The following is a 25,071-nucleotide window of genomic DNA, read 5'->3' as shown; positions in this document are numbered from 1 at the left end:
GCTCCTTCAATCAATCGACCGTGGCGCCTGACCGCTTCACCACCGCTTCCCACTGCGGCAGCTCCTTCGCGATGAACTTCGCGGCCTGCGCAGGCGTGCCGCTCACATCGCGCGAGCCCAACTCGGCCAGCTTTGCCGTCACTTCCGGCGACCTGAGCACCTTCTGCAGTTCCTGCGAGAGCCGCTCGACGACAGGCGCCGGCGTCTTCGACGGCACGAACAGTCCATACCAGTTCTCGAACGCGAAGTCCGTGAAGCCCGACTCGTTCATCGTCGGCACCTCAGGCAGCTTGGGGTCGCGCTTCGCGGACGTCGTGGCCAGCACGCGGATGCGCGGCGACTTCAACTGCGGCGTCAGCGCGGTGATGGTTTCGAACGCGATCGGCACCGTGCCGCCGAGGACATCCTGCTGCGCAGGCCCCTGTCCCCGGTAGGGGATGTGGACCATGAACACGCTCTTCTGGATCTTGATCATCTCGCCCAGCAGGTGCTGCGGGCTGCCGCTGCCGCCCGAGGCATAGCTGTACTTGCCCGGTGACTTCTTCAGCAGGTCGACAAGCTCTGCCACGCTCTTCGCCGGGAACTCCGCGTTGACGTACAGCAGCAGCGGCGTGGACGCGACCAGCCCGACGGCCGTAAGGTCGCGCGTCGGCTCGTACTTCAGCTTGTAGAGGTTGCGATTGATGACGATGCCGGTGTTGTTGCCGAGCAGCGCCGTGCAGCCGTCGGCCTGCGAGCGCACCACCGATTCGGTGCCGATGTTGCTGCTGGCGCCGGCCTTGTTGTCGACGATCACCGGCACGCCCAGTCCCTTGGACAGCCCGGGCCCGATCAGGCGCGCCAGGATGTCCGTGGTGCCGCCGGCCGGATAGGGTGACACGATCCTCAGGACTTGGCACGGGTACGCGTCCGCCGCGTAGGCGGCGGGCACGGCAGCAGCCAGCGCGCTCATGATCAGCCAGGCCGCAGAGCGCCGACCGCAGAAGAGGTTCGTCATCGAATGTCTCCCAATTTGTGGAATTCAGGACCCGGCGCGCTGGAGCGTGTGATAAGCCGCTTGCTTGCGCGCGTCAGTCAGCGTCGCACCCGCGAGCGTCGCGGCCACGATGCGCTGCTCGGCAGCGCGCAGCACGAGCGCACGCTCGAAGACTTCCGTGGCGCGGGCACGTGGCACGACCACGATGCCGTCCTCGTCGCCGACGATGTAGTCACCGGCCGCCACGCGCACGTCGGACAGACTCACCACCTCGCCGACAGCTTCGACCTGGACGCGATCCTTGCCGGTGCGCATGAAGCGCCCACAGGCATACAGCGGATAGTCGACCTGCTCGGCCTCGCCGGTGTCGCGGCACACGCCCCAGATGACGGAGCCGGCGATACCGCGGTGCGCGGCCAGTTGGCTCAGGATGCCGCCCCACACGGTGCAGTCGGTCCGGCCGCCGTTGTCGAGCACGACCACGGCACCCTCGGGCGTCTCGTCGAGGTAGTCGCCCACGGTCCCCGGGTTCGCGTTGTCCACCGGCGCGTAGCGCACCGTGTAGGCCGGGCCGAACACCCGCGCGCGGCCGGCCACGTGGCCGATGCCGAGCGCGCTGCCGGGCAGGCGAAGGGCATCGAGCGCATCGGAGACTTCGGCGGTGCTCAGCTCGTGCGCGCCGGCGGGGATGGCGATGGAGTCGGGCGGTGCATTCATGGCGGAGTCCGGAAGGGGTTGTGTCGTTGCGGTCAGTATGAAATCCAGCAGTACCGATAGCCAGCATTGATTTCTGAGCTTAGGATCACTTTTCATGAACCTGAGGCAGCTGCGCTACTTCTGCGAGATCGTCGACGCCGGCAGTGCGGTCGCCGCTGCCGCGCGACTGCACGTCGCACCAACGGCGTTGAGCATGCAGTTGGGTCAGTTGGAAGGGGACCTCGGCGGCGAGCTCTTCGATCGTTCGCGCCGGCCGATGGAACTCACGGCGCTGGGCCGCTACTTCCATCCGCGCGCCAAGATGCTGCTGGCGGAGACAACCCGCCTGCACGACGAAGCCCGTGCCGTGGCAGCGGGCGACAGTGGTGTGCTCGCCGTCGGCTACACACGCTCGACGATCTTTTCGATCCTGCCCAACGCGATCCGCGACTTTCGCGGCAGACACCCGAAGGTCAAGGTCGAGATCCTCAGCATGCTGTCGGAGCACCAGCATGTCGAGCTGCAAAGCGGACGCATCCAGGTCGGCGTGTCGCGCTACCTGGGCCCTGTCGAACCCGTCGAGGGGCTCGAGTTCAGGCACCTGCTGGACGACCCCTTCGTCGTCGCCTTGCCGGCCACGCACGCACTGGCCAGACGCAAGTCGCTGCGCGCCAGGGACCTGGATGCGGCGGGCCTGATCACCTACCCGAAGGACCCGCAGAGCCGCTTCGCGGAGCACACGGTCGCGTTGCTGCGCGGTTCGGGCGGGCTATCGCCGGTGGCCTACGAAGCCACCGACATCCACACCGCGCTGGGCATGGTCGCTTCGCAGCTCGGCTTCTGCCTCGTTGGCCGCTCGGTCAGCCGCGGCCGTGACGACCTGGCCTTCGTGCCGCTGCCCGAACTGAAGGACCAGGCCGCCGTGTTCGCGGTGACCAGGCGTGGCGAGGGCAGCAAGGTCGTCGCGGGCTTTGTGGAGTCGCTGGTGCGAACGAGCCGTTCAATCGCTGCAACGGCGAGCTGAGGGCTCAAACGATCAGCCGGCTCTGCCATTCAGAGGGCCAAGACCTTGCCCGGGTTGGATTGCGCGCTAGCCAAGCCGGCCTCGCCGCAATGTGACCGACGGCGTCTCGCCGAAGGCGCGCCCGTAGGCGGCTGCGAATTCGCCCACGTGGGGAAAACCGAACTCCACGGCTACATCCGCCACGCGCAGGTCGTCACGCGCGGGTTTCTCCAGCAACGCCCGAGCCGCTTCCAGGCGGCGCTGGCGCAGCCAGGCGATCGGGCCGGTCCCGTGGTGCGCCTGGAACGCGGCGAACAGCGAGCGGCGTGACACCCCGCTGGCTGCGCAGACGTCGTCCACTGTGGCCGGCTCACGCAAGCGCTGCAGCATGAACTCTTCGGCCAGCCGTACGACGCGTGGCGCAGGCATCTTCGCGTCGACTTCCAGCAGGAATCGGTGGTTGTGAGGATGTTGCGTCAGCAGCACCGATGCCACATTGGCAGCCAACGCCGATTGGGCATATTCGCGCGCCGCACTGGCCAACGGCAGTCTTGCGACGCTCTCGCCCAAGGTCACCAGCGACATCCAATTGGCGGCGAGCACAGGAGAATCCGGCGTGGCGGATTCGAAGTGGATGGGTGCGGTGAGCGGCTGGCCGGAAATCCCCTGCCATGCGCGAGCAAGGAACGCCGCGTCGACGCGCACCAGGAGTTGGTCGAAACCCTCATAGGCTTCGATCTCGAAGCTGCGCAAGGGGCCGAACACACCGCAGGTGCCACGCGCCAGTGGCTGCACGTGCGAATCCTGCCGCACGCGCGCCGCACCCCGGATGGGCAGGGTGACCAGATAGTACCCAGGCAGCGCTTCGGCCTTGGGCACCAGCGAGGTATGCGCGCCCCAGCTCATGCGGTCGAACGAAATCGCACCGAACGGCACGTGATCGTGCGTGAAATGGAAGGCACCGCCTGCGCGCAGCCGACGCATACGCGCGGAGCCAAACAGGCGGGCCGAGAGTTCGTTGGACTGGTCGACGTCCAGGCAGTCTGCCAAGCGCACGCCGGCAATCCGGTGGCCGGCGAACTCGATCCGTGAAGGCGGCGCAGCCACTCGCATGAGCCAGTTTGGGCTGATCCTATTCCCTCGGCAATGGCAGAAAGCGCCAAGTGAATGCACCAAAACCGTCATCGTGCACCTTTCCGATAGCCGCGAGCGCACCGCGGGGCAATGCTTGGGGTGTTTTCGGAACCCACACCCATGTATATCACCCAAGGACTGCACCGTTCTCTGCAGCGCCACCCCGGCAAGGACGCCCTGATCCACCTGGGCGTTGGCGCCCCGCGCCGGCTGAGGTTTGACGAGTTGGTGTCAGGCGTTTCTCGGCTCGCCGCCGCACTGGCGGGCAATGGCGTGCGCTCCGGCGATCGGGTCGCGCTGCTCGGGCCCAACGACGACCGCCTCGTCCAGGCGCTGCTGGCGTGCTGGTGGCTGGGAGCCGTTCCCTGCCCACTCAATACCAGGTGGAGTGCGCCCGAGTTGGCCGACGCGCTGACTGACAGCGCCGCTGTGCTGCTGCTTGCAGACGAATCCCTCACCCATCTGGTGCCGCAGCCCGAACCGCCACTGCTCACGCTGGATGCGTTTGCGGCACAGGGGCGCGAGCACTCAGAGTTTCCCGACACCCGCACGGGGGGGGACGCACTCGCGGCCATTCTCTACACCGGCGGCACGACGGGCCGCGCCAAGGGCGTGATGCTGTCGCACGGCAACTTCTGGGCAGCCACGGTGGCGCGTGGAGCGGAGCTTCCCAATTCGCCGGATTCGGTGGCCTTGCTCGTCGCGCCACTGTTCCACGTCGCAGGCTTGGGCCGACTGCTCGGCCAGCTGATCGTGGGCGGCACCAGCATCACGCTGGCCCGGTTCCAGCCCGACCGTGTGCTCGATGCCATCGAGCACCATGCCGTGAGCGACATCGTCGTGGTCCCGACGATGCTGCAATCGTTGCTGGACGCGCCCGAGTTCCGGCGCGAGCGGGTGCTGGGTCTTACCCGCGTCGCGTTCGGTGCCGCGCCGATGCCCCCCGACCTGCTCGGGCGCGCGCTGGATGAACTTCCGATGGCCCAATTCTTCCAGGCCTACGGCATGACAGAGACCGCAGGCGCCGTCTGCATGAACCCGCCGGCCAACCATCGCGCAGCGGCGCGCGCCCAAGGGCTTGTCAACTCCGTGGGCCGCGCCGGCCTCGGCTCCGAGATCCGCGTCGTCGATGAAGAAGGGCGCGACGTGCGGCGCGGCGAGGTGGGTGAAGTGATCGTGCGGGGGCCGATGGTGATGAGCGGCTACTGGCGCCAGCCAGAGACCACGCAAGCAGCATTTCGCGACGGTTGGCTGCGAACGGGCGACGCCGGCCGCATGGATGAGAGCGGCCATCTCTTCATCGTGGACCGTCTCAAGGACATGATCATCAGCGGTGGCGAGAACGTGTACGGCGGCGAGGTCGAGACCGTCTTGCGCGGCCATCCGGCGGTGGCGCAGGCGGCGGTGGTCGGCGTGCCCGACGAGCGCTGGGGCGAGGCCGTGCATGCGGTGGTGGTGTTGCGCACCGGGTCGGCGCCGATCGAAAGCGACGTGCTGCGCGAATGGTGTCGCCAGCGGCTGGCCGGCTACAAGTGCCCGCGCGCCTTCAGCTTCGTACGCGAGCTGCCGATGTCGGGCGCCGGCAAGGTGCTGAAAGGCGTGCTGCGCGAGCAGGTCCGCGGATGAAGGACGCACGATGAGATACGGCGTCCCCGGCGGTCGCGCGCGGCCTGCTCCCCTGCTTGAAGTGAGGGATGTCAGCGTGCGCTTCGGCGGCGTGGTCGCGCTCGACGGCGTGTCCTTCGAGGTCGCGCCCGGCGAAATCTGCGGGCTGATCGGCCCGAACGGCGCGGGCAAGACCACGCTGTTCAATTGCCTGTCGCGCCTGTACGCCCATCACGCAGGCGAGATCCTTTTCGACGGGCGCGCACTCGGCGCGCTGCCGCAGCACAGGATGGCGGGCCTGGGCATCGGCCGCACTTTCCAGAACCTCGCGCTGTTCAGGACGATGACGGTGCGGCAGAACATCGCCGTCGGCACCACGTGCCGACAGCGCACGGGCTTTCTCGCCCACGCGCTGCAGTTGCCGTCGGTGCTGCGCGAGGAGGCCGCGCAGGCCCGCTGCGTTGACGAACTGGTCGCTCTGCTGCAGCTGGGCGACGTGGCGCACCTGCCGGTGGGCGAGTTGCCTTTCGGCACGCAAAAGCGGGTAGAGCTCGCCCGCGCGTTGGCGGCCTCGCCACGGCTGCTGCTGTTGGACGAGCCGGCCTGCGGCCTCAACCATCACGAAGTCGACCAGCTGGGGTCGCTGCTCCGCGACATCCGACTGCGCTTCGCGCTCACGGTGCTGCTGGTCGAACACCACATGGGCCTGGTGATGACCCTCTCCGACAAGATCGTCGCCCTGAACTTCGGGCGCAAGATCGCCGAAGGCCTGCCCGTCGAAGTGCAGCGCGATCCCGAACTGGTCAGGGCTTATTTGGGAGAGCCCGCATGAGCCGCCGGGCCGCTCCCAAGGCTCATAGCACCGAAGCCCGTAGGGCGGAGGTTACCCAATGAGCGACATATTGCTCGATGTACGCGGCCTCGAGGCCGGCTACGGCGCCAGCCGCGTGCTGTTCGGCATCGATCTGCAGGTGGCCGCAGGCTCGGTCACGGCGCTGCTCGGCGCCAACGGTGCCGGCAAGACCACCACGCTGCGCGCGCTGTGCGGCCTGATCCGCCGGCAGGGCCACGTCACGCTGGCCGGCCAGCGCATCGACGGCATGGCGACGGAGGAGATCGTGCGGCTCGGCGTGGCGCATGTGCCCGACGGGCGTGGCACCTTCACCGGCCTCACGACCGAGGAGAACCTGCGCATGGGCGCCTGCACGCGCCGCGACAGGGCCGGCGTGCGCGAGGACTTCGAGCGTTTCTACGAGTACTTCCCGCGGCTCAAGGAGCGCCGGCAGCAGCAGGCGGGCCTGCTCTCCGGCGGCGAGCAGCAGATGCTGGCCATCGCCCGCGCGCTGATGCTGCGGCCCAGGCTGCTGCTGATGGACGAGCCCTCCTTCGGCCTGGCGCCGAAAGTGGTGCAGGACATCTTCCGGATCATGCGGCGCGTGCGCGAAGAGCAGAAGGTGGCGATCCTGCTGGTCGAGCAGAACGCCTCGCTCGCGCTCGAGCTGGCCGACACCGCCTACCTGCTGGAGACCGGCCGCATCGCGCTGGCCGGGCCGGCTGCGTCGGTGCGCAGCAACGAGGCCGTGCGCGCGGCCTACCTCGGAGGAGCCGCCTGATGAACGCATTCTTCGCGCAGCTGATGGCGGGCCTCGCCACGGGCGGCATCTACGCCAGCCTGGCGCTGGCCCTGGTGATGATCTACCGCAGCACGCACCACGTGAACTTCGCGCAGGGCGAGATGGCGATGTTCTCCACCTTCATCGCTTCCATGCTGATCACCGCCGGCTGGCCCTACTGGGCGGCGTTCTTCGCGACGGTGACGATCGCCTTCGCCATGGGCGCCGGTATCGAGGCCGTGCTGGTGCGGCGGCTTCGCAACGCACCGGTCCTGGCGATCGTGGTCGTGTTCGTGGCCCTGCTGGTCATCCTGCACAGCCTGGCCGGCTGGCTCTTCGGCTATGCAATCCGCCCCTTCCCCAGCCCCTTTGCGGAGGCGGCGGTCGCCGGTGGCCTGCTGTCACCGCATCAGCTGGGCGCGATCGGCGTCACGCTGCTGATGCTCGCGCTCATGTACGTGTTCTTCCGCTATTCGCCGCTCGGGCTGCAGATGCGGGCGACCGCCGAGAACCCGACGTCCAGCCGGCTGGTGGGCGTGCGCGTCAACCGCATGCTGGCCCTGGGCTGGGGACTGGCCGGCGCCATCGGCGCGGTGGCCGGGATGATGATCGCGCCGGTCGTGTTCCTCGACGTGCACATGATGTCCGGCGTGCTGCTCTATGCCTTCGCGGCCGCAGTGCTGGGCGGCATCGGCAGTGCGCCGGGCGCGGTGGCCGGCGGCTTCATCGTCGGCGTCCTCGAGAACCTGCTGGGCACCTATGTGGTCGGCGCCGAGCTCAAGCTCTCGGTCGCCCTGGTGCTGATCATCGTCGTCCTGGTGGCCAAGCCCTCCGGCCTGTTCGGCAAAGCCGTGGTGGCGAGGGTCTGACCCATGCAAAAGAACCTGTTTGCTGCCGGCCTGCTGGCCGCCGCCTGCGTGCTGCCGTTCGTGCTGCCCAGCTACGCGGTGTTCCAGGCCACCATGGTCATCGCCTACGCGCTCGCCTTGCTGGGCCTGAACCTGCTGACCGGCTTCAACGGCCAGATCTCCCTGGGCCACGGCGCCTTCTTCGCGCTGGGTGCCTACGTCGCGGCGATGCTGATGGAGCAGGCGGGTTGGCCCTACTGGGCCACGCTGCCCGCCGCTGCGCTGGCCGGCGGCGTGGTCGGCACCCTGTTCGGCATGCCGGCGCTCAAGCTGGACGGCGTCTACTTGGCCCTGGCCACCTTCGCGCTCGGCGTGGCCACGCCGCAACTGCTCAAGTACAAGGGCTTCGAGGCCTGGACCGGTGGCTCGCAGGGCCTGGTGCTGATGAAGCCCGAGGCGCCCTTCGGCCTGCCGCTGGACGCCGACCAGTGGCTCTATTTCTTCAGCCTCACGGTGGCATTGGTGCTGTTCGCCGCGGCGCGCAACCTGCTTCGCGGCAGCGTCGGCCTCAGCCTGGTCGCCGTGCGCGACCATGCGATCGCGGCGCAGGCGATGGGCGTGGACAACGCACGGGTCAAGACGCTCACCTTCGGCGTCTCGGCGCTCTACACGAGCGTGGGCGGCGCGCTGTCGGCGATCGTCGTGCAGTTCGTCGCGCCGGACAGCTTCTCGGTCTTCCTGTCGATCACGCTGCTGGTCGGCGCGGTGGTCGGCGGGCTCTCGTCGCTGTCGGGCGCGCTCTATGGCGCCCTCTTCATCCAGTTCATTCCGCAACTGGCCGAGCAGGTCTCGAAGGCCGCGCCCTGGGCGGTGTACGGGGCCATCCTGCTGGCCCTGATGCTGGTCTGGCCGACCGGCGTGGCAGGCGGCGCCGCCCGCATCCAAACCTGGATCAACACGAGGAGCAAAACATGAAGGCCATCATCTGCAGCCTGGTCACGTCGCTGGCGCTGGCCTGCGGCAGCGCCGCGGCGCAAAAGAAGTACGACCGGGGCGCGTCCGACAGCGAGATCCGCATCGGCCAGACCATGCCTTACAGCGGTGCCGGTTCGATCTACGGTGAAGTCGGCAAGACGCAGGCCGCGTACTTCCGCATGGTCAACGACCAAGGTGGCGTCAATGGGCGAAAGATCAACTTCATCAGCCTGGACGACGCCTACTCGCCGCCCAAGACGGTGGAGGGCGTGCGCAAGCTGGTCGAGCAGGAACAGGTGCTGCTGCTGTACGGCATGTTCGGCACCGCCACCAACACCGCCGTGCATCGCTACGTCAACGCCAGGAAGGTGCCGCACCTGCTGCTGCTCACCGGCGCGTCGAAGTGGAACGACCCCAAGGGCAACCCCTGGAGCATGAGCTTCTACCCGGACTATCCGTCCGAGGCGAGCGTTTACGCGCGGCAGATCCTGGAGCAGCGCCCCAACGCGAAGATCGCGGTCCTGTACCAGAACGACGACTATGGCCGCGACTACCTGAAGGGCTTCAAGGAGGGGCTGGGCACCAAGGCCAAGACCATGATCGTGTCGGAAGCCTCGTACGAGCTCACCGACCCCACGGTGGATTCGCAGATCGTGCAGCTGAAGGGCTCCGGCGCCGATGTGCTGGTGAGCTTCAGCACCGCGAAGGCGGCGATCCAGACGCTGCGCAAGCTTCACGACACCGGCTGGAAGCCGACGCACTACCTGGCGCAGGGCGCCGCGCTGATCGGCGCCGTGTTCAACCCCGCCGGCCCGGAGAAGGCGATCGGCGTGATCTCCACCGCCTATTCCAAGGATCCCAACGATGCGCAATGGGAGACCGATGCCGCGTTCCGGGAATGGCTGGCCTTCATGAAGAAGTACCGGCCCGAAGCCGACCTGCGACTGGGCTCCCATGTCTACGCCTATTCCAGCGCCAGGCTGATGGTCGACATCCTGCGCGCCTGCGGCGACAACCTCACGCGCGAGAACGTGCTGCGCCAGGCCACGTCGATCAAGGCCGTGCAGTTGCCGATGTTCCTGCCCGGCGTGGTGGTGAGCAGCAGCCCCGACGACTACCGCTTGATCAAGTCGCTGCAGCCCGTGCAGTTCGACGGCAAGCGCTGGAACCGCCTCGGCGGCTTCGTTTCCATCCACTGACCTTGACCGAAACCCATGCATCCTGCCTTTCGCAAGCTGCGGCTGCCCGTGGTGGCCGCGCCCCTGTTCATCATCAGCACGCCCCAGCTCGTCATCGCCCAGTGCAAGGCCGGCATCGTCGGCTCGATGCCGGCGCTGAACGCGCGGCCGTCGGAACTTCTCGATGATTGGCTGGCCGAGATCACCGAGGAACTCGCGGCGCACGACCGCCGGCATCCGGAAGCGCCGGCTGCGCCGTTCGCAATCAACCAGATCGTGCACCGGAGCAACGACCGGCTCGATCGCGACATGGCGGCCTGCGAGCGCTTCAAGGTGCCGATCGTGATCACATCGCTCGGGGCGCGCCCGGAGATCAACGAAGCCGTGCACAGCTGGGGCGGGATCGTGCTGCACGACGTGATCGACGACGTCTTCGCGCGCAAGGCGGTTGAGAAGGGCGCCGACGGGCTGGTCGCGGTCGCAGCCGGCGCCGGCGGCCATGCCGGCACCGTGAGCCCCTTTGCGCTGCTGCAGGAGATCCGAAGCTGGTTCCGCGGGCCGCTGGGCTTGAGCGGGGCCATCGCATCGGGCGACGCGGTGCTCGCTGCGCTCGCGGCCGGCGCCGACTTCGGCTACATCGGCTCGGCCTTCATTGCCACCGAAGAAGCCCGCGCCGATGCAGCCTACAAGCAGATGATCGTCGAGAGCAGCAGCCGCGACATCGTCTATTCCAACCTGTTCACCGGGGTGCACGGCAACTACCTGCGCGGCTCGATCGCTGCGGCCGGCCTGGACCCCGAAGCGCTGCCGCACAGCGAGGCCAGCAAGATGAACTTCGGCAGCGATCGCAAGAAGCCGTGGAAGGACATCTGGGGCTGCGGCCAGGGCATCGCCGCCGTGACGGAGGTGGTGCCCACCGCGGCGCTGGTCGAGCGGTTGCGCCGCGAATACCGCGCGGCGCAGCAGCGCCTCGCCGAGACGGCGACCTGACGAACCTCAACAACGAAGAAGACAAGCGATGCAACGCAGGACATTCATGAACCAGTTGTCGGCCGGCGTGGCCGGCGCCGGCCTGGCCGCGTGCGGCTCGGGCAGTGCCGGCGGCACGGGAAGCAAGCCGACGTTCGTGCTCATTCACGGCGCCTGGCACGGCGGCTGGTGCTGGTCCGAGGTGGTCCGGCTGCTGGCCGAACAGGGCTACCCCGCACTGGCCCTCGATCTACCCGGGCACGGCATCACGGCCCGTTTCCCGGCGGCCTACCTGTCGCAGGATGCGGCCGCCCTGTCCAGCGAGCCGTCGCCGCTGGCGGCGTTGGGGCTCAACGACTACCGCGAGCACACGCTAAAGGTCATTCGCGGCCTCACGCAGGACGGCAGCGGCCCGGTGATCCTGGTCGGGCACAGCCTGGGCGGCGCCACGCTGAGCGCGGTGGCGGAGGCCGCGCCGCAGCTGGTGCGCCGGCTCGTCTACCTCACGGCCTTCGTGCCCGTGGCCTTCCAGACGGTGCTCGAGTACCTGATGCAGCCGAATTTCGCGAGCTCCGAAGTGCCGCCCTTGTTCGTGGCCGATCCGCGCGTCGCCGCGGCAGCCCGTATCAACCACAACTCGGCCGACCCGGGCTACGCGGCCAAGGGCCGGAGCGCCTTCTATCATGACGTGAGCGATGCAGCCTTCCCCGTCATCGCCAACCTGCTCACGCCCGACGAACCGATCCAGGCGTTCACCACGCCGGTGGGCGCGACGGCGGCACGCTGGGGCAGCGTGCCGCGCGCCTTCATCCGTTGCACCGGCGACCGCGCGATCCCGATCGCGGTGCAGGACAAGATGATCGCGGACGCCGACGCCTTCACGCCCGGCAACGCCTTCGTGCAGAAAACCTTGGCCACCAGCCACTCGCCTTTCGCGTCGAATCCTTCGGCGCTGGTGGAAGCGCTGGTGTCGCTGGCTTAGAAACTTTCGCGGCATGGTGGGCGAACACCGCTTGTTCGCGCAGTTGCTTTACGGCACCGGGATGCGCTTGTCGGAAGGTTTGCGACCTGCGCGTGAAGGGCGTGCACTTCGCGCACGGAACGCCGGTCCCCCAAGCGGCCCTTACGAGGGCCGGCGCCACGGTCTGGTGATTGGTCCGCGATTTGGTAGTCAAACCAGAACCCAGGCGGCACGCGGCTTTGCGCTCGGTCAGCTTTCCCAACTTTCCACAGATTGCCACATCTTGCGGCACCGGAAACGACAACGCCGACAAGCTAAGCGCTTGTCGGCGTTGGTTTTTATTGGTAGGCGCGATTGGACTCGAACCAACGACCCCCACCATGTCAAGGTGGTGCTCTAACCAGCTGAGCTACGCGCCTGCGAAGCCCTGGACTATAGCATGGGTTCCGGAGCGTTCGAAGCCGCGTCGGGCGTTGCAAAAGGCTCAGCGCCGCCGCGCGCGGCGCACGCCGGGGATCTGCGCCACGAGACGCAGCACCGCTGCCAGGCGGTGGGCATCGGCGACCTCGATCGTGAAAGTCATCAGCGCGGTGCCGCCGCCGATGTCCTTCACCGTCTGCGTGTGCACGCCGATGACGTTGAGCTTGTCCTTCGAGAAGACCTCGGAGATATCGCGCAGGAGACCAGAGCGGTCCGCCGCTTCGATCAGCACGTCGACCGGATAGGCCGCTTCGCGGCCCACGGGCGTCTCGCCCCAGGCGACCGGGATCACGCGGTCGGGCTGCTGTTCGGCCATGTGGCGGAAGTTGCTGCAGGCCGCACGGTGGATCGCGACGCCCTTGCCGCGCGTGACATAACCCGCAATCGCGTCGGGCGGCGCCGGGCGGCAGCAGCGCGCCAGCTGCGTCAGCAGCGACTCGACGCCGACGACGAGCACGCCGCCCTCGGCGCCGCGCGCGCGCTTCAACGGAATGACATCGGCCTGCGGCGCCGGCGGCTCGGCCGGCTTCAGCAGGTTCTCGATGTGGCGCAGCGAGTACTCGTCCTTGCCGACGACTTCGAACAGCGCCTCGGCGCCCTTGAAGCCGAGCTGCGCGGCCAGGTCGTCGAGCTTCAGCGCCGTGCGGCCCTCGCGCTGCAGCAGTTTCTCCACCAGCTCGCGGCCGCGCGCGACCGTGCCCGACAGCGCCTGCGCGTTGAACCACGCGCGCACCTTGGCGCGCGAGCGGTGGCTCTTCAGGAAACCGAGCTCGCCATTCAGCCAGTCGAGCGACGGACCGCCTTCCTTCGCGGCGATCACCTCGACGGTCTGGCCGTTGGCCAGCGGGGTGTTCAGCGGCAGCATCACGCCGTCGACGCGCGCGCCGCGGCAACGGTGGCCCAGGTCGGTGTGCAGGCTGTACGCGAAGTCGACCGGCGTCGCGCCGGCCGGCAATTCGATGACCGCGGCCTGCGGCGTGAAGACGTAGATGCGGTCTTCGAACGACGGCCCGGCGGCCGGCCCCGTGGCCTTGGCGCCGGCCTGGTCGACGAAGTCGCGCTCCCAGGCCAGCAGCTGCCGCAGCACCGCCTTGCGCGCCTCGGCGACGCGCTCCTCGAAGTCGCCTGCGGCGCTGACCCCGGCATAACCGCGCGTGCCGGCCTCCTTGTAGGCCCAGTGCGCCGCCACGCCGTGCTCGGCATGCTCGTGCATCGCCTGCGTGCGGATCTGCACCTCGACCGGCTTGCCGTCGTCGCCCAGCACGACGGTGTGCAGCGACTGGTAGCCGTTGCCCTTGGGCCGCGCGATGTAGTCGTCGTACTCGCCGGACACCGCGCGGTAGCGTTCGTGCACGCGCGACAGCGCCGCATAACACGCAGGAACATCGGCCACGATGACGCGCAGCGCGCGCACGTCGAAGACCTGGCCGATCGCCAGGCTCTTGCCCTGCATCTTCTTCCAGATGCTGTACAGGTGCTTCGGGCGACCCTGCACCTCGGCCGCGAGGCCCACCGCCGCCAGCTCCTGCAGCATCTGGCGCCGCACGCCTTCGACGCTGCGCTCGCGCTCGACGCGCGACTCGGCCAATTGCCGCGCAACCTGCTTGTAGGCCTCGGGCTGCAGGAAGCGGAAGGACAGGTCCTCGAGCTCCCACTTGACCTGCCAGATGCCGAGCCGGTTGGCCAGCGGCGCGAAAACCTGCTGCGTCTCCTGCGCCAGCAGCGCCGGGCACGGGTGCCGGGTGCTGGCGTACCAGCGCAACGTCTGCAGCCGCGACGCCAGCCGCAGCAGCACCACGCGCAGGTCGCGCGAGAACGCCAGCAACATCTTGCGCACGCGTTCGGTCTGCTGCGCGCGCTGCTCGTCCTCGACCTGCGCCTCGCGCGCGGCGCGCTGGATCTGCACCAGCTTGCGCGTGTGCGCGACCACGCTCGCGTAGCTTTCGCCGAAAGCCTTGGCGACCATCTCCTCGGGCCGTTGCAGGTAGTCACCCGCGTAGACGAGGTAGGCCGCGGCGCGCATCGACGGCGCGGCGCCGATGCCCTGCAGGATCGCCGCGACGCCATCGGCATGCGCCAGCGCGTCCTCGCCGGTGTCGAGGCGCTGGCCGGTCAGCAGCGGCTCGGAGAAGACGCGCGCACGCACCAGTGCGGCGGTGCCGTGCTCGTCGCCGCCCGGGCCTGGGCTGTCGAGCGCGGCGTCGGACAGCCGCACGATCGGCGCGGCCTCCTGCTCCGTCGCGACCGCGCGGGTCTTCATGGCGAGCGCAGGAAATCGACCACCGCCTGGACCTGGTCCGGCTGCTGCAGCAGCGGTGCGTGGCCAACGCCGGCGAACTCGATCAGTTGCGCGCGCGGGCCGCGCTGCGTCATCTGCACGGCGGTGTCGTGCGACAGCAGGTCGGAGTCGGCGCCGCGCAGCAGCAACGTCGGCAGGGTGAGCCGGTCCCAGGCCTGCCACAGCATCGCTTCGCCGGCCTTGGCTGCCTCGGGCGTGATCAGCTTGAACGGCACGGCGATCGCCGGGTCGTAGTGCGGCTTGAAGCCGTCGCCGTCGGGCTTGAGCTGCGGCTTCGTCAGCTCCAGCCATTGCTCGCGGGTGTGCGGACCGAAGCCCTGCGAGATCGCCCACAGCGCGTCGGCCGCCTCGTCGAGCGTGGCCCAATGCGCCGGCTGACCGAGGTAGGTGCCGATACGCTGCAGCGAGGCCGGCTGGATCGACGGTCCGACGTCGTTGAGCACCAGGCGCCGCAGCGGCGAATGGCGCAACGCCGCGACCCCCAGGCCGATCAGCCCGCCCATCGACGTGCCGACCCAGTCGATCGTCTCGGCGTCGAGCCGCGCCAGCAGCGTCACCATGTCGGCGACATAACCCGGCAGGCTGTAGCCCATCGGATCGGCGAGCCAGTCGGACTGGCCGCGGCCGACGACGTCGACGGCGACCACGCGGTAGTGATCGGCGAGCGCGGCCGCCAGCGTGTCGAAGTCGCGCCCCTGCCGCGACAGCCCGTGCGCGCACACCAGCACGCGCCGGTTCGCCGGGTCGCCCCATTCCCAATAGGCGACGCGGTGCAGCGCCATGCTGCTGTCGAGGCATTGGACGTGGTGCAGGCGGGGTTCAGTCACGATTCAGGCTCCTTGTCGATAATCATCGCAGGCCCGGCCGCCCCGTGGCGAGCGCCGGGCAATCCAACTCGAACGGAGATTCGCATGCTCGAAGGAAAGACCGCCCTCGTCACCGGCTCGACCAGCGGCATCGGCTTGGGGATGGCACTGGCGCTCGCGCGCCAGGGTGCGCACGTGATGCTCAACGGCTTCGGCGATGTCGAGGGTGCGAAGGCGGAGGTCGCCGCGCTCGGCGGCCGCGTCTCGTACCACGGCGCGGACATGAGCAAGCCCGCCGAGATCGAGGCCATGGTGCGCGCCTGCGAGGCCGAGTTCGGCACGCTCGACATCCTGGTCAACAACGCCGGCATCCAGCATGTCGCACCGGTCGAGGACTTCCCGGTCGAGCGGTGGGACGCCATCATCGCGATCAACCTGAGCTCCGCCTTCCACACCACGCGCTGCGCGCTGCCCGGCATGAAGGCCCGCAACTGGGGCCGCGTGCTGAACATCGCGTCGGTGCACGGGCTCGTCGCCTCGGCGCAGAAATCCGCCTATGTCGCCGCCAAGCACGGCATCGTCGGCTTCACGAAATCGGTGGCGCTCGAGAACGCGACCACCGGCGTGACGATCAACGCGATCTGCCCGGGCTGGGTGCTGACGCCGCTGGTGCAGAAGCAGGTCGATGCGCGTGCCGCGCAGGGCGACATCTCGAACGAGGAAGCCAAGCGCCAGCTGCTCGCCGAGAAGCAGCCCTCGCTGCAGTTCACGACGCCGGATCAGCTGGCCGAGCTGGCCGTCTTCCTGTGCTCGCCGGCCGCCGACAACATCCGCGGCGTGGCGTGGAACGTCGACGGCGGCTGGGTCGCGCAATAGGTTCTAGCGCGCCGACATCTGCACGCTGCCACTGACCGTCACGGTCACGGTGGCCTTGCCGGCCTCGACCGGCACCGATTCGTCGGCCACCGCGCCGGCCTGCGCCATCATCGCGCGCCGGAACATGGGCTGCGGCGGCGGGATGCCGTCGGCCTGGCCGACGTTGACCTCGCGAATGCTGTAGCCGGCGAAGCCGAAATGCCGGGCGTATTCCTCGGCGCGCTGGCGGAAGCGCTGGATCGCCTGGGCGGCGACCTCGGCTTCGGCCTTCTCGCGCTGCTCGCGCGACAGCCCGTGCGCGACATGCGCGACCGGCATCCCGTTCAGTCGCCCGGCGAGCTGGCTGATCGCGCCGCTGTCGCGCCCTTCGAGCACCAGCTCGGCGCGGCCGCTCCAGCCGCTCAGCACGCCCTTGTTGGTGTAGCGCGGCGACAGCGAGAACTGCCCCGTGCGCACATCGAGCTGGCCCGGTCGCGCGGCCTTGCGCGCCTCGTTCAATGCCGCGTCGAGCACCTGGCGCAGCTGCGACTGCACGGCGGCGGCGTCTGCCCCTTCGCGCGTGACCGCCAGCGTGATCGACAGCAGGTCCTGCGGCACCTCGGCGCTGGCCTGGGCAGCCAGCGACAGCACGTTCTGCGGCGGCGGCACCAGCACCTGCTGCTGCGCATTGGCAGCGGCAGCGCAGGCCAGCGCGGCAACGGCGATCAGGGATCGGACACTCATGGCGGGCTCTCAGGAACAGGTGGCGGGCACTCTAGCGCCGACAACGTCCGACAACCGTCGGACGCTTCCTACGGCACAGCCGCAAAAGTTGTAACAACGGGCCCAAATGGGGTAAAACCCCGTGGCCAGCCCCGCACAATGCCTCTGTTACATATTCGGAGTTACGCATGAATGCGCCTGCAAACGCTCGAGCCGATCGCATCGTCGTCGTGGACGACGATGCCCGCATCCGCGACCTGCTGCGCCGCTACCTGACGCAGGAAGGCTTCGAGGTCCTGCTGGCCGAGGACGCCAAGGCGCTGAACCGGCTGATGACGCGCGAGACGATCGACCTGATCGTGCTCGACCTGATGCTGCCGGGTGAAGACGGCCTGTCGATCTGCCGGCGCCTGCGCGCGGCCAACGATTCGACGCCGATCATCATGCTGACCGCCAAGGTCGAGGATGTCGATCGCATCGTCGGCCTGGAGGTCGGCGCCGACGATTACCTGCCCAAGCCCTTCAACCCGCGCGAGCTGCTGGCGCGCATCCACGCCGTGCTGCGCCGCCGCCCGGCGCCGGAAGCGCCCGGCGCGCCGTCGAAGGAAGCCCAGGTCGTCAGCTTCGGTCCGTTCGAGTTCGACCTGTCGCTGCGCCGGTTGACCAAGAGCGGCGAGCAGATCGCGCTGACCACCGGAGAGTTCTCGATGCTGAAGGCGCTGGTGCGCCACCCGCGCCAACCGCTGTCGCGCGACAAGCTGGCCCAGCTCGCCCGCGGCCGCGAGTTCGAACCCTTCGACCGCAGCCTCGACGTGCAGGTGTCGCGGCTGCGCAAGATGATCGAGCCCGACCCCTCGCAGCCGCGCTACATCCAGACCGTCTGGGGCGTGGGCTACGTGTTCGTGCCGGACGGCGCGACCTGAAGGGGCCCGCCCCACGCGTATGGCGGAGTCCACAAGGGTTGCCCTGAGTCTGTTCTGGCGCACCTTCTTCCTGCTCGGGCTGCTGCTCGGCGGCGGCATCTTCGCGTGGGTGCAGACGCTGCGCGCGCTCGAGTCCGAGCCGCGCGTGGTGCTGGCCGCGCAGCAGATCGCCAGCCTCGTGAACCTGTCGCGCGAAGGGCTGCGCTACGCCGATCGGATCAACCGCGTCGCGCTGGTCAAGGCGATGAAGGCGAGCGAGGCGATCCGTGTAACGCCACGCGAGCCGGGCGACAAATGGGAACCCTTTGAAGAGGACCGTTTCACGCGCAAGATCGGTGGGGAAATCCGCTCGCGGCTCGGGCCCGACACCATCGTCGCGCGCAGCGTCAACGGTGCCACCGGACTGTGGGTCGGTTTCTCGATCGAGAACGATCCGTGGTGGCTGCAGGCCGAGTCGGCGCGCATCCACCCGCTGACGCGCGACACCTGGATCGTCTGGGTCAGCATCGCGCTGGCGGCGACGGTGATCGGCTCGGTGGCGATCGCGCGGCTGATCAACCGGCCGCTGCGCGACCTGTCCTTCGCCGCCAGCCGCATCCGTGGCGGCGAGTACGACTCGCGCCTCGACGAGAACACGCTGACCAGCGAAATCCGCGAGGTCAACATGGGCTTCAACCGCATGGCGCGCGAGCTCGCCAAGGTCGAGGAAGACCGCGCGGTGATGCTGGCCGGCATCAGCCACGACCTGCGCACGCCGCTGGCACGGCTGCGGCTGGAGGCCGAGATGAGCGTCGCCGAAGAAGAGGCGCGCCGCAACATGGCCTCCGACATCGACCAGCTCGACGCGATCATCGACAAGTTCATGGACTACGCGCGGCCCGGCGAGACCCACCTGCGGCCGGTGCACCTGTCGCGGCTGATCGACAAGGAGGCCGCGGCCTTCCGCGATCCATCGGAAATCCAGATCACCTCGAAGGTGGCGATCGACCTGGCCGTGATGGCCGACGAGATCGAGCTCGGCCGCGTCTTCGCCAACCTGTTCGAGAACGCGCGCCGCTATGGCCGCACCACCGAAACGGGCATCTCGATCGTCACCGTCAGCTACGTGCGTTCGGGGCCCTGGGTCATCGTCACGGTGCGCGATCGCGGGCCCGGCGTGGCAACCGAGAAGCTGTCGCAACTGACGACGCCGTTCTTCCGCGGCGACGCCGCGCGCACCGCGGCCACCGGCGCCGGCCTCGGGCTGGCAATCGTCGAGAAGGCGATGCAGCGCATGGGCGGCTCGGTCGAGGTCGCCAACGCGCCCGACGGCGGCCTGATGCTGCACATCCGGCTCAAGCGCGCACCCGCGCCGTAACACGACGGGTCTTGAAACCGCCGCGGCGGTCCCTAGATCGGAGACATCGGTTCGACGGCAAACGCCGGGGCCGACATCCCCCAACCGATTGAAGGACTTGCCATGTATCGAAGCCTGTTTCCGCGCGACCTGTTCGCAGAAATGGACCGCCTGCAGCGCGACATGCAGCAGGCGTTCGACCACTCGCCCGGCATCCGCGGTTATGGCCGCGGCGGCTATCCGGCGTTGAACGTCGGCGGCACCCCCACCACCGTCGAGGTCTACGCCCTCGCGCCGGGTCTCGACCCCGCGAGCATCGACGTCAACCTCGACCGCGGCGTGCTGACGCTCGCCGGCGAGCGCAAGAGCGACCTGCCCAAGAGCGACGAGAAGACGACGCTGCATGCGAATGAACGCTTCGCCGGCCGCTTCCGCCGCGTCGTCAGCCTGCCCGACGACATCGATCCGAACGCGGTGACCGCGACCTACCGCGACGGCGTGCTGCAGGTCAGCATCCAGCGCCGCGCATCGGCCCAGCCGCGCCGCATCGAAGTGCAATGAATTTCAGGAGTCACACCATGAGCAATGCCGTTACCCGCACCCGTGAAGCCGGCACCCAAGCCGCCGCGCCGTCGCGCCACGAGCCCGCGCTGTGGCCGCCGGTCGACGTGATCGAAGACTCGACCGGCATCACGCTGTACGCCGACCTGCCGGGCGTGCCGCGCGACAAGCTGAGCGTGCGTGTCGAAGGCGACACGCTGGGCATCGAAGGCGAGGTCGTGCTGAATCAGCCGCAAGGCATGCAGGCCCACCACGCCGAGGTGCAGCTGTCGCACTATCGCCGCACCTTCACGCTCAGCAAGGAGCTCGACGCCGACAAGGTCAACGCCGAGCTGAGCCACGGCGTGCTGCGCGTGCGCATCCCGAAGGCCGCGCATGCGCAGCCGCGCAAGATCGCGGTGAAGGTCAGCTGATCACTCGCTCAGACCGGGCTCGGCTCGCCGGGCGGCCGCCACAGCAGGCAGACCGCCCGCGCCTCGATCGCCCGGCCCTCGCCGACCGGGCCCATCTTCTCGGCCGTCTTCGCCTTGACGTTGATGGCATCGTCGGCGAGGCCGAGCGCCTGTGCGATGCGCTCGCGCATCGCCGGGATGTGACCGCTGAGCTTCGGCGCCTGCGCGACGATCGTGCTGTCGACGTTGGCGATGCGCCAGCCGGCCTCGCGCACGCGTCGCGCGGCTTCGGCGAGCAGCTGCAGCGAATCGGCGCCGCGATACGCCTCGTCGGTGTCGGGGAAGTGGCGGCCGATGTCGCCCAGGCCCGCGGCGCCGAACAGCGCGTCGGTGATCGCGTGCAGCAGCGCGTCGGCATCCGAATGGCCGAGCAGGCCGTGGCTGTGCGGGATCGTGATACCGCCCAAGATGAGCGGCCGTCCGGCGACCAGCTGGTGCGTGTCCCAGCCCTCGCCGACGCGCCAATGGAAGTCATTCATCGTGTCCCCAGCAGTCGTTCGGCCAGCGCAAAGTCTCCCGGCCAGGTGAGCTTGAAGTTCTCGGCATCGCCCTGCACCAGCTTCGGCGCATGACCCAGCGCCTCGATGGCGCTGGCTTCGTCGGTGACGGCGTCGCCGGCGTGGGCCAGCGCGGGGCGCAGCAAGCCGAGGCGGAACATCTGCGGCGTCTGAGCGACCCACTTGTCGCCGCGCGCCACCGTCGCCACGGCGCGGCCGCCGCTCGATTGCTTCAGCGTGTCGGCCAGCGGCAGCGCCAGCAGTCCGCCGACCTCGTCGTCGGCACAGGCCTCGATCAGGCGCTCGACCCACTCGGCGCGCAACAGGCCGCGCGCCGCGTCGTGCACCAGCACCCAGTCGTGGGGCAACGCGCCGCGGGCGAGCAGCTCGTCGAGGCCGTTGGCCACCGATTGCGCACGGGACGCGCCGCCGCAGCGCGCGAGCCATTGGTGCTCGCCGCCGAAGCCCGGCACGGCTTCTTCGAACAGCGCGTCGCCGGGCGCCAGCACGACCAGCGTCGCGGCGAGCCGCGCGACACCGGCCAGCGCATGCAGCGTGTGCGCCACCAGCGGCCGGCCGGCCAGCGGCGCATACTGCTTCGGTCCGCCCGTGCCGGCACGCTCGCCGATGCCGGCGCAGGGCACCAGGGCGAAGAAACGCGGCTCGGTGCCGATGGGGTAAGGGATCATCGGACGATTCTAAAATTCAGCCGCTGATGCTCCTGCCTTCGATCGCGCCCGGAAAGCGCTACACCCTCCCCCGCCCGCTCGGCTCGGCCGATGCGCTGTTGCTGGCCCGCATCGCGCAGGCGCGCAACGCGGAGAAGCGCCTGCTGGCGATCGTCACCGCCGAGCCGGCCGATGCGCAGCGCCTGGCCGACGAGCTGCCGTTCTTCGTGCCGGGGCTGCGCACGACCATCTTCCCCGACTGGGAGACGCTGCCCTACGACACCTTCAGCCCGCACCAGGACCTGATCTCCGAGCGGCTGGCGACGCTGTGGCGCATCCACACCCGCGAGGCTGACGTCGTGCTGCTGCCGGCGACGACCGCGCTGACGCGGCTCGCGCCGCCCTCCTTCCTCGCCGGCACCACCTTCCAGTTCAAGCAGAAGACCAAGCTCGACGAAGCCGCGCTGCGCGCGCAGCTGACGCTGGCCGGCTACAACCACGTCAGCCAGGTCGTCTCGCCGGGCGAATACGCCGTGCGCGGCGGCCTGATCGACCTCTTTCCGATGGGCTCGCTGGTGCCCTACCGCGTCGACCTGTTCGACAACGAGGTGGATTCGATCCGCACCTTCGACCCCGACAGCCAGCGCAGCCTGTACCCGGTGCCCGAGGTGCGCCTGCTGCCCGGGCGCGAGTTCCCGATGGACGAGGCGGCACGCACCACCTTCCGCCAGCGCTGGCGCGAGAAGCTCGACGGCGACCCGACGAAGAGCCGCATCTACAAGGACATCGCGCAGGGCATCGCGACCGCCGGCATCGAGTACTACCTGCCCCTCTTCTTCGAGCAGACAGCGACCATCTTCGACTACCTCGGCAGCGAGGCCATGCTGGTGCTGCACGGCGAGGTCGACGCGGCGCTGGAGCGCTTCTGGACCGATACGCGCGAGCGCCATCGCTTCCTGCAGCACGACCCGGACCGGCCGATCCTGGCGCCCGAGGACATCTTCCAGCGCAGCGACGAGTTCTTCGCCAATGCCAACCGGCATGCGACGCTGGCCTTGCGCGGCACCGAGCCAGTGGACTGGGCGCGGCCGCTGCCCGACGTCTCCGTCGACCGTGGCGCCACCGAGCCGCTGGCGCTGCTCGGCAAGCACCTCGACGCAACGCCGCACCGCGTGCTGATCGTCGCCGAGAGCGAAGGCCGTCGCGAAAGCCTGCTGGAGCTCTTGCGCGACCACCAGATCGACCCGCCCAGCGTCGCGACGCTGGCCGAGTTCGAGGCCAGCGACGAGAAGGTCGCGATCACCGCCGCGCCACTGGCCGCCGGCTTCTTCTGGCATGAACCGGACGCTGCGAAGGCGATCCAGTTCCTCACCGAGACCGAGCTCTTCGCCAGCACGCCGCAGGGCCGCCGGCGCCGCAAGCAGGAGCAGACCAGCAGCGTCGATGCGCTGATCAAGGACCTGTCGGAGCTGAAGATCGGCGACCCGGTGGTGCATGCGAACCACGGCATCGGGCGCTACCAGGGGCTGGTCAACATCGACCTGGGCGAGGGGGCTTCGGAGTTCCTGCACCTGGTCTACGCGGACAAGGCGACGCTGTACGTGCCGGTGTCGCAGCTGCACCTGATCAGCCGCTACACCGGTGTCAGCGCGGAAGAGGCGCCGCTGCACAAGCTCGGGTCGGCCGCGTGGGATAAGGCCAAGCGCCGCGCTGCCGAGCAGGTGCGGGACACCGCCGCGGAGCTGCTGAACCTCTACGCCCGCCGCGCCGCCCGCGAAGGCTACGCGCACCGCTTCACGCCGCACGACTACGAGGCCTTCGCCGCCAGCTTCGGCTTCGAAGAAACGCCCGACCAGCGCGCGGCGATCCACGCCGTCATCCAGGACCTGATCAGCCCGCAGCCGATGGACCGCCTGGTCTGCGGCGACGTCGGCTTCGGCAAGACCGAGGTGGCGCTGCGCGCCGCCTTCGTCGCGGTGCACGGCGGCAAGCAGGTGGCGCTGCTGGCGCCGACGACGCTGCTCGCCGAGCAGCACTACCAGACGCTGGTCGACCGCTTCGGCAAGTGGCCGGTGAAGGTGGCGGAGCTGTCACGCTTCCGTTCGCCGAAGGAAGTCAAGATCGCGCTCGAGGGGCTGGAACAAGGCACCGTCGACATCGTCGTCGGCACGCACAAGCTCTTGTCCGCCGAGGTCAAGTACAAGCGCCTGGGCCTGTTGATCATCGACGAGGAGCACCGCTTCGGCGTGCGCCACAAGGAGGCGATCAAGGCGATGCGCAGCGAGGTCGACGTGCTGACGCTGACCGCCACGCCGATCCCGCGCACGCTGGGCATGGCGCTCGAGGGGCTGCGCGACCTGTCGGTGATCGCCACCGCGCCGCAGCGCCGGCTGGCGATCAAGACCTTCGTTCGCAACGAGGGCAACAGCATCATCCGCGAGGCGGTGCTGCGCGAACTGAAGCGCGGCGGCCAGGTCTACTTCCTGCACAACGAGGTCGAGACGATCAACGCGCGCCGCGAACGGCTGGCCGAGCTGCTGCCGGAAGCGCGCATCGCAGTCGCCCATGGCCAGATGCCCGAGCGCGAGCTCGAAAGCGTGATGCGCGATTTCGTCGCCCAGCGCCACAACGTGCTGTTGTGCTCGACGATCATCGAGACCGGCATCGACGTGCCGAGCGCGAACACCATCGTCATCAGCCGCGCCGACAAGTTCGGCCTGGCGCAGCTGCACCAGCTGCGCGGGCGCGTCGGCCGCAGCCACCACCAGGCCTACGCCTACCTGCTGGTGCCCGACACCGAGTCGCTGACCAAGCAGGCCTCGCTGCGGCTGGAAGCGATCCAGAGCATGGAGGAGCTGGGCTCCGGCTTCTACCTGGCAATGCACGACCTCGAGATCCGCGGCGCCGGCGAGGTGCTGGGCGAGCACCAGAGCGGCAACATGCAGGAGGTCGGCTTCCAGCTCTACAACGACATGCTCGGCGAAGCGGTCAGCGCGCTGAAGGCCGGCCGCGAGCCGGACCTGCTGTCGCCCACCGGCGTCTTCGGCGGCTCGACCGAGATCAACCTGCATGCGCCGGCGCTGCTGCCCGATGCCTATTGCGGTGACGTGCACACCCGCCTGAACCTGTACAAGCGCCTGGCCACCGCCGAGCGCCCCGAGCAGCTGGATCTGATGCTCGAGGAGATCACCGACCGCTTCGGCAAGCTGCCGGCGCAAGGCCAGACGCTGTTCGACACGCACCGGCTGCGCGTGCTGGCCAAGCCCTACGGTGTGCAGAAGATCGATGCCAATCCGAGGCTGATGTCGATCACGTTCAAACCGAATCCACCGATCGATGCGATGCGCATCATCGAGCTGGTGCAGAAGCATCGCCACATCAAGCTGGCCGGCAACGACAAGCTGCGCATCGAGCGTGAGATTGCCGACCCGAAAGACCGCGCCCAGTTCATCCGCGACGTGCTGCGCGGGCTGGGCCAACCGACCAAGACAGCGACTGCCTGATCACTGGGAG

The 25,071-nt window shown here is 68.9% G+C and carries 23 protein-coding genes and 1 tRNA gene; 15 read left to right on the top strand and 9 right to left on the bottom strand.

Going from position 1 to position 25,071, the window contains the following annotated elements:
- Positions 1-10: 10 nt before the first annotated feature.
- Entirely contained in the window at positions 11-997 is a 987-nt protein-coding gene (locus HLB44_RS26405; protein WP_173129778.1) for a Bug family tripartite tricarboxylate transporter substrate binding protein, read from the bottom strand.
- 24 nt (positions 998-1,021) lie between these two features.
- A complete protein-coding gene (locus tag HLB44_RS26400; RefSeq protein ID WP_173129775.1) occupies positions 1,022-1,693 on the bottom strand; it encodes an RraA family protein in 672 nt (223 codons plus the stop codon).
- A gap of 94 nt (positions 1,694-1,787) precedes the next feature.
- On the opposite strand from HLB44_RS26400, the gene HLB44_RS26395 reads away from it, so the two are divergent.
- A complete protein-coding gene (locus HLB44_RS26395) occupies positions 1,788-2,696 on the top strand; it encodes a LysR family transcriptional regulator (RefSeq protein WP_173129773.1) in 909 nt (302 codons plus the stop codon).
- A gap of 66 nt (positions 2,697-2,762) precedes the next feature.
- Here HLB44_RS26395 and HLB44_RS26390 read toward each other — a convergent pair whose 3' ends face one another.
- Entirely contained in the window at positions 2,763-3,860 is a 1,098-nt protein-coding gene (locus tag HLB44_RS26390) for an AraC family transcriptional regulator (RefSeq protein ID WP_173129771.1), read from the bottom strand.
- A gap of 69 nt (positions 3,861-3,929) precedes the next feature.
- Between HLB44_RS26390 and HLB44_RS26385 the strand changes: the two genes are divergently transcribed.
- Genes HLB44_RS26385 through HLB44_RS26350 form a run of 8 tightly spaced genes read left to right on the top strand, consistent with a single transcriptional unit; the run spans position 3,930 to position 11,979 of the window.
- Positions 3,930-5,435, top strand: coding sequence for an AMP-binding protein (locus tag HLB44_RS26385; RefSeq protein WP_173129769.1), 1,506 nt, complete (start codon positions 3,930-3,932; stop codon positions 5,433-5,435).
- Positions 5,436-5,445: 10 nt separating this feature from the next.
- The gene (locus HLB44_RS26380; protein ID WP_173129767.1) at positions 5,446-6,246 is read left to right on the top strand and encodes an ABC transporter ATP-binding protein; all 801 of its coding nucleotides are present in this window, start codon (positions 5,446-5,448) and stop codon (positions 6,244-6,246) included.
- A 58-nt stretch (positions 6,247-6,304) separates the two neighbouring features.
- Positions 6,305-7,027: an ABC transporter ATP-binding protein gene (locus HLB44_RS26375; protein ID WP_173129765.1), complete on the top strand. Its 723-nt coding sequence runs from the start codon at positions 6,305-6,307 to the stop codon at positions 7,025-7,027.
- The gene (locus tag HLB44_RS26370) at positions 7,027-7,896 is read left to right on the top strand and encodes a branched-chain amino acid ABC transporter permease (protein ID WP_173129763.1); all 870 of its coding nucleotides are present in this window, start codon (positions 7,027-7,029) and stop codon (positions 7,894-7,896) included. The genes HLB44_RS26375 and HLB44_RS26370 overlap by 1 nt, the downstream gene beginning before the upstream one ends.
- Before the next feature lie 3 nt (positions 7,897-7,899).
- A complete protein-coding gene (locus HLB44_RS26365; RefSeq protein ID WP_173129761.1) occupies positions 7,900-8,850 on the top strand; it encodes a branched-chain amino acid ABC transporter permease in 951 nt (316 codons plus the stop codon).
- Entirely contained in the window at positions 8,847-10,049 is a 1,203-nt protein-coding gene (locus tag HLB44_RS26360) for an ABC transporter substrate-binding protein (protein ID WP_173129751.1), read from the top strand. Before HLB44_RS26365 ends, HLB44_RS26360 begins: the two co-directional genes overlap by 4 nt.
- A 15-nt stretch (positions 10,050-10,064) precedes the next feature.
- Complete coding sequence (locus HLB44_RS26355) at positions 10,065-11,018, top strand: NAD(P)H-dependent flavin oxidoreductase (protein WP_173129747.1); 954 nt, start codon at positions 10,065-10,067, stop codon at positions 11,016-11,018.
- A 28-nt stretch (positions 11,019-11,046) separates the two neighbouring features.
- The gene (locus HLB44_RS26350; protein WP_173129745.1) at positions 11,047-11,979 is read left to right on the top strand and encodes an alpha/beta hydrolase; all 933 of its coding nucleotides are present in this window, start codon (positions 11,047-11,049) and stop codon (positions 11,977-11,979) included.
- A gap of 321 nt (positions 11,980-12,300) precedes the next feature.
- On the opposite strand, the gene HLB44_RS26340 is transcribed toward HLB44_RS26350, so the two are convergent.
- From HLB44_RS26340 to HLB44_RS26330, 3 genes are all read right to left on the bottom strand, one after another.
- Positions 12,301-12,377, bottom strand: a tRNA-Val gene (locus HLB44_RS26340).
- Between the two features lie 65 nt (positions 12,378-12,442).
- Positions 12,443-14,698 carry a RelA/SpoT family protein gene (locus HLB44_RS26335; RefSeq protein WP_173129742.1) on the bottom strand — a complete coding sequence of 752 codons (2,256 nt, stop codon included), beginning with the start codon at positions 14,696-14,698 and terminating at the stop codon, positions 12,443-12,445.
- The gene (locus tag HLB44_RS26330; RefSeq protein WP_343051561.1) at positions 14,695-15,564 is read right to left on the bottom strand and encodes an alpha/beta fold hydrolase; all 870 of its coding nucleotides are present in this window, start codon (positions 15,562-15,564) and stop codon (positions 14,695-14,697) included. The genes HLB44_RS26335 and HLB44_RS26330 overlap by 4 nt, the downstream gene beginning before the upstream one ends.
- 84 nt (positions 15,565-15,648) lie before the next feature.
- Here HLB44_RS26330 and HLB44_RS26325 point away from each other — a divergent pair, with 84 nt between their 5' ends.
- A complete protein-coding gene (locus HLB44_RS26325) occupies positions 15,649-16,419 on the top strand; it encodes a 3-hydroxybutyrate dehydrogenase (RefSeq protein WP_173129739.1) in 771 nt (256 codons plus the stop codon).
- Between the two features lie 3 nt (positions 16,420-16,422).
- On the opposite strand, the gene HLB44_RS26320 is transcribed toward HLB44_RS26325, so the two are convergent.
- Entirely contained in the window at positions 16,423-17,142 is a 720-nt protein-coding gene (locus HLB44_RS26320) for an SIMPL domain-containing protein (RefSeq protein ID WP_173129736.1), read from the bottom strand.
- Between the two features lie 167 nt (positions 17,143-17,309).
- Here HLB44_RS26320 and ompR point away from each other — a divergent pair, with 167 nt between their 5' ends.
- The 4 genes from ompR to HLB44_RS26300 all read left to right on the top strand — a co-directional run bounded on the left by ompR (position 17,310) and on the right by HLB44_RS26300 (position 20,354).
- Entirely contained in the window at positions 17,310-18,044 is a 735-nt protein-coding gene (gene ompR, locus HLB44_RS26315) for an osmolarity response regulator transcription factor OmpR (protein ID WP_173129733.1), read from the top strand.
- 19 nt (positions 18,045-18,063) lie between these two features.
- On the top strand, positions 18,064-19,401 hold the full coding sequence (locus HLB44_RS26310) for a sensor histidine kinase (RefSeq protein WP_173129714.1): 1,338 nt from the start codon (positions 18,064-18,066) through the stop codon (positions 19,399-19,401).
- Positions 19,402-19,503: 102 nt separating this feature from the next.
- A complete protein-coding gene (locus HLB44_RS26305) occupies positions 19,504-19,941 on the top strand; it encodes an Hsp20/alpha crystallin family protein (RefSeq protein ID WP_173129711.1) in 438 nt (145 codons plus the stop codon).
- A 17-nt stretch (positions 19,942-19,958) separates the two neighbouring features.
- The gene (locus HLB44_RS26300) at positions 19,959-20,354 is read left to right on the top strand and encodes an Hsp20/alpha crystallin family protein (protein WP_173129709.1); all 396 of its coding nucleotides are present in this window, start codon (positions 19,959-19,961) and stop codon (positions 20,352-20,354) included.
- An 8-nt stretch (positions 20,355-20,362) separates the two neighbouring features.
- Here HLB44_RS26300 and ispF read toward each other — a convergent pair whose 3' ends face one another.
- Together ispF and ispD are read right to left on the bottom strand one after the other, a co-directional pair.
- On the bottom strand, positions 20,363-20,872 hold the full coding sequence (gene ispF, locus HLB44_RS26295) for a 2-C-methyl-D-erythritol 2,4-cyclodiphosphate synthase (protein WP_173129706.1): 510 nt from the start codon (positions 20,870-20,872) through the stop codon (positions 20,363-20,365).
- Entirely contained in the window at positions 20,869-21,579 is a 711-nt protein-coding gene (gene ispD, locus HLB44_RS26290; protein ID WP_173129703.1) for a 2-C-methyl-D-erythritol 4-phosphate cytidylyltransferase, read from the bottom strand. The genes ispF and ispD overlap by 4 nt, the downstream gene beginning before the upstream one ends.
- Positions 21,580-21,605: 26 nt before the next feature.
- On the opposite strand from ispD, the gene mfd reads away from it, so the two are divergent.
- Complete coding sequence (gene mfd, locus HLB44_RS26285; protein ID WP_173129700.1) at positions 21,606-25,061, top strand: transcription-repair coupling factor; 3,456 nt, start codon at positions 21,606-21,608, stop codon at positions 25,059-25,061.
- The last annotated feature ends 10 nt before the right edge of the window (positions 25,062-25,071 follow it).

Origin of the sequence: Pseudaquabacterium terrae (assembly GCF_013266755.1) — a bacterium.
In the GTDB taxonomy this organism is placed as follows: domain Bacteria; phylum Pseudomonadota; class Gammaproteobacteria; order Burkholderiales; family Burkholderiaceae_C; genus Pseudaquabacterium; species Pseudaquabacterium terrae.
Note: the sequence above shows the minus strand (reverse complement) of the source record. Positions and strands in the feature narration are given on the sequence as shown.

Coding starts and splice junctions, on each gene's coding strand:
- HLB44_RS26360 (WP_173129751.1), top strand. CDS start 8,847: ATGAAGGCCATCATCTGCAGCCTGGTCACGTCGCTGGCGCTGGCCTGC.
- HLB44_RS26395 (WP_173129773.1), top strand. CDS start 1,788: ATGAACCTGAGGCAGCTGCGCTACTTCTGCGAGATCGTCGACGCCGGC.
- HLB44_RS26385 (WP_173129769.1), top strand. CDS start 3,930: ATGTATATCACCCAAGGACTGCACCGTTCTCTGCAGCGCCACCCCGGC.
- HLB44_RS26355 (WP_173129747.1), top strand. CDS start 10,065: ATGCATCCTGCCTTTCGCAAGCTGCGGCTGCCCGTGGTGGCCGCGCCC.
- HLB44_RS26305 (WP_173129711.1), top strand. CDS start 19,504: ATGTATCGAAGCCTGTTTCCGCGCGACCTGTTCGCAGAAATGGACCGC.
- HLB44_RS26370 (WP_173129763.1), top strand. CDS start 7,027: ATGAACGCATTCTTCGCGCAGCTGATGGCGGGCCTCGCCACGGGCGGC.
- ispD (WP_173129703.1), bottom strand. CDS start 21,579: ATGATCCCTTACCCCATCGGCACCGAGCCGCGTTTCTTCGCCCTGGTG.
- HLB44_RS26325 (WP_173129739.1), top strand. CDS start 15,649: ATGCTCGAAGGAAAGACCGCCCTCGTCACCGGCTCGACCAGCGGCATC.
- HLB44_RS26350 (WP_173129745.1), top strand. CDS start 11,047: ATGCAACGCAGGACATTCATGAACCAGTTGTCGGCCGGCGTGGCCGGC.
- HLB44_RS26380 (WP_173129767.1), top strand. CDS start 5,446: ATGAGATACGGCGTCCCCGGCGGTCGCGCGCGGCCTGCTCCCCTGCTT.
- HLB44_RS26300 (WP_173129709.1), top strand. CDS start 19,959: ATGAGCAATGCCGTTACCCGCACCCGTGAAGCCGGCACCCAAGCCGCC.
- HLB44_RS26335 (WP_173129742.1), bottom strand. CDS start 14,698: ATGAAGACCCGCGCGGTCGCGACGGAGCAGGAGGCCGCGCCGATCGTG.
- ompR (WP_173129733.1), top strand. CDS start 17,310: ATGAATGCGCCTGCAAACGCTCGAGCCGATCGCATCGTCGTCGTGGAC.
- HLB44_RS26400 (WP_173129775.1), bottom strand. CDS start 1,693: ATGAATGCACCGCCCGACTCCATCGCCATCCCCGCCGGCGCGCACGAG.
- HLB44_RS26310 (WP_173129714.1), top strand. CDS start 18,064: ATGGCGGAGTCCACAAGGGTTGCCCTGAGTCTGTTCTGGCGCACCTTC.
- HLB44_RS26375 (WP_173129765.1), top strand. CDS start 6,305: ATGAGCGACATATTGCTCGATGTACGCGGCCTCGAGGCCGGCTACGGC.
- HLB44_RS26320 (WP_173129736.1), bottom strand. CDS start 17,142: ATGAGTGTCCGATCCCTGATCGCCGTTGCCGCGCTGGCCTGCGCTGCC.
- HLB44_RS26365 (WP_173129761.1), top strand. CDS start 7,900: ATGCAAAAGAACCTGTTTGCTGCCGGCCTGCTGGCCGCCGCCTGCGTG.
- mfd (WP_173129700.1), top strand. CDS start 21,606: ATGCTCCTGCCTTCGATCGCGCCCGGAAAGCGCTACACCCTCCCCCGC.
- HLB44_RS26405 (WP_173129778.1), bottom strand. CDS start 997: ATGACGAACCTCTTCTGCGGTCGGCGCTCTGCGGCCTGGCTGATCATG.
- ispF (WP_173129706.1), bottom strand. CDS start 20,872: ATGAATGACTTCCATTGGCGCGTCGGCGAGGGCTGGGACACGCACCAG.
- HLB44_RS26390 (WP_173129771.1), bottom strand. CDS start 3,860: ATGACGGTTTTGGTGCATTCACTTGGCGCTTTCTGCCATTGCCGAGGG.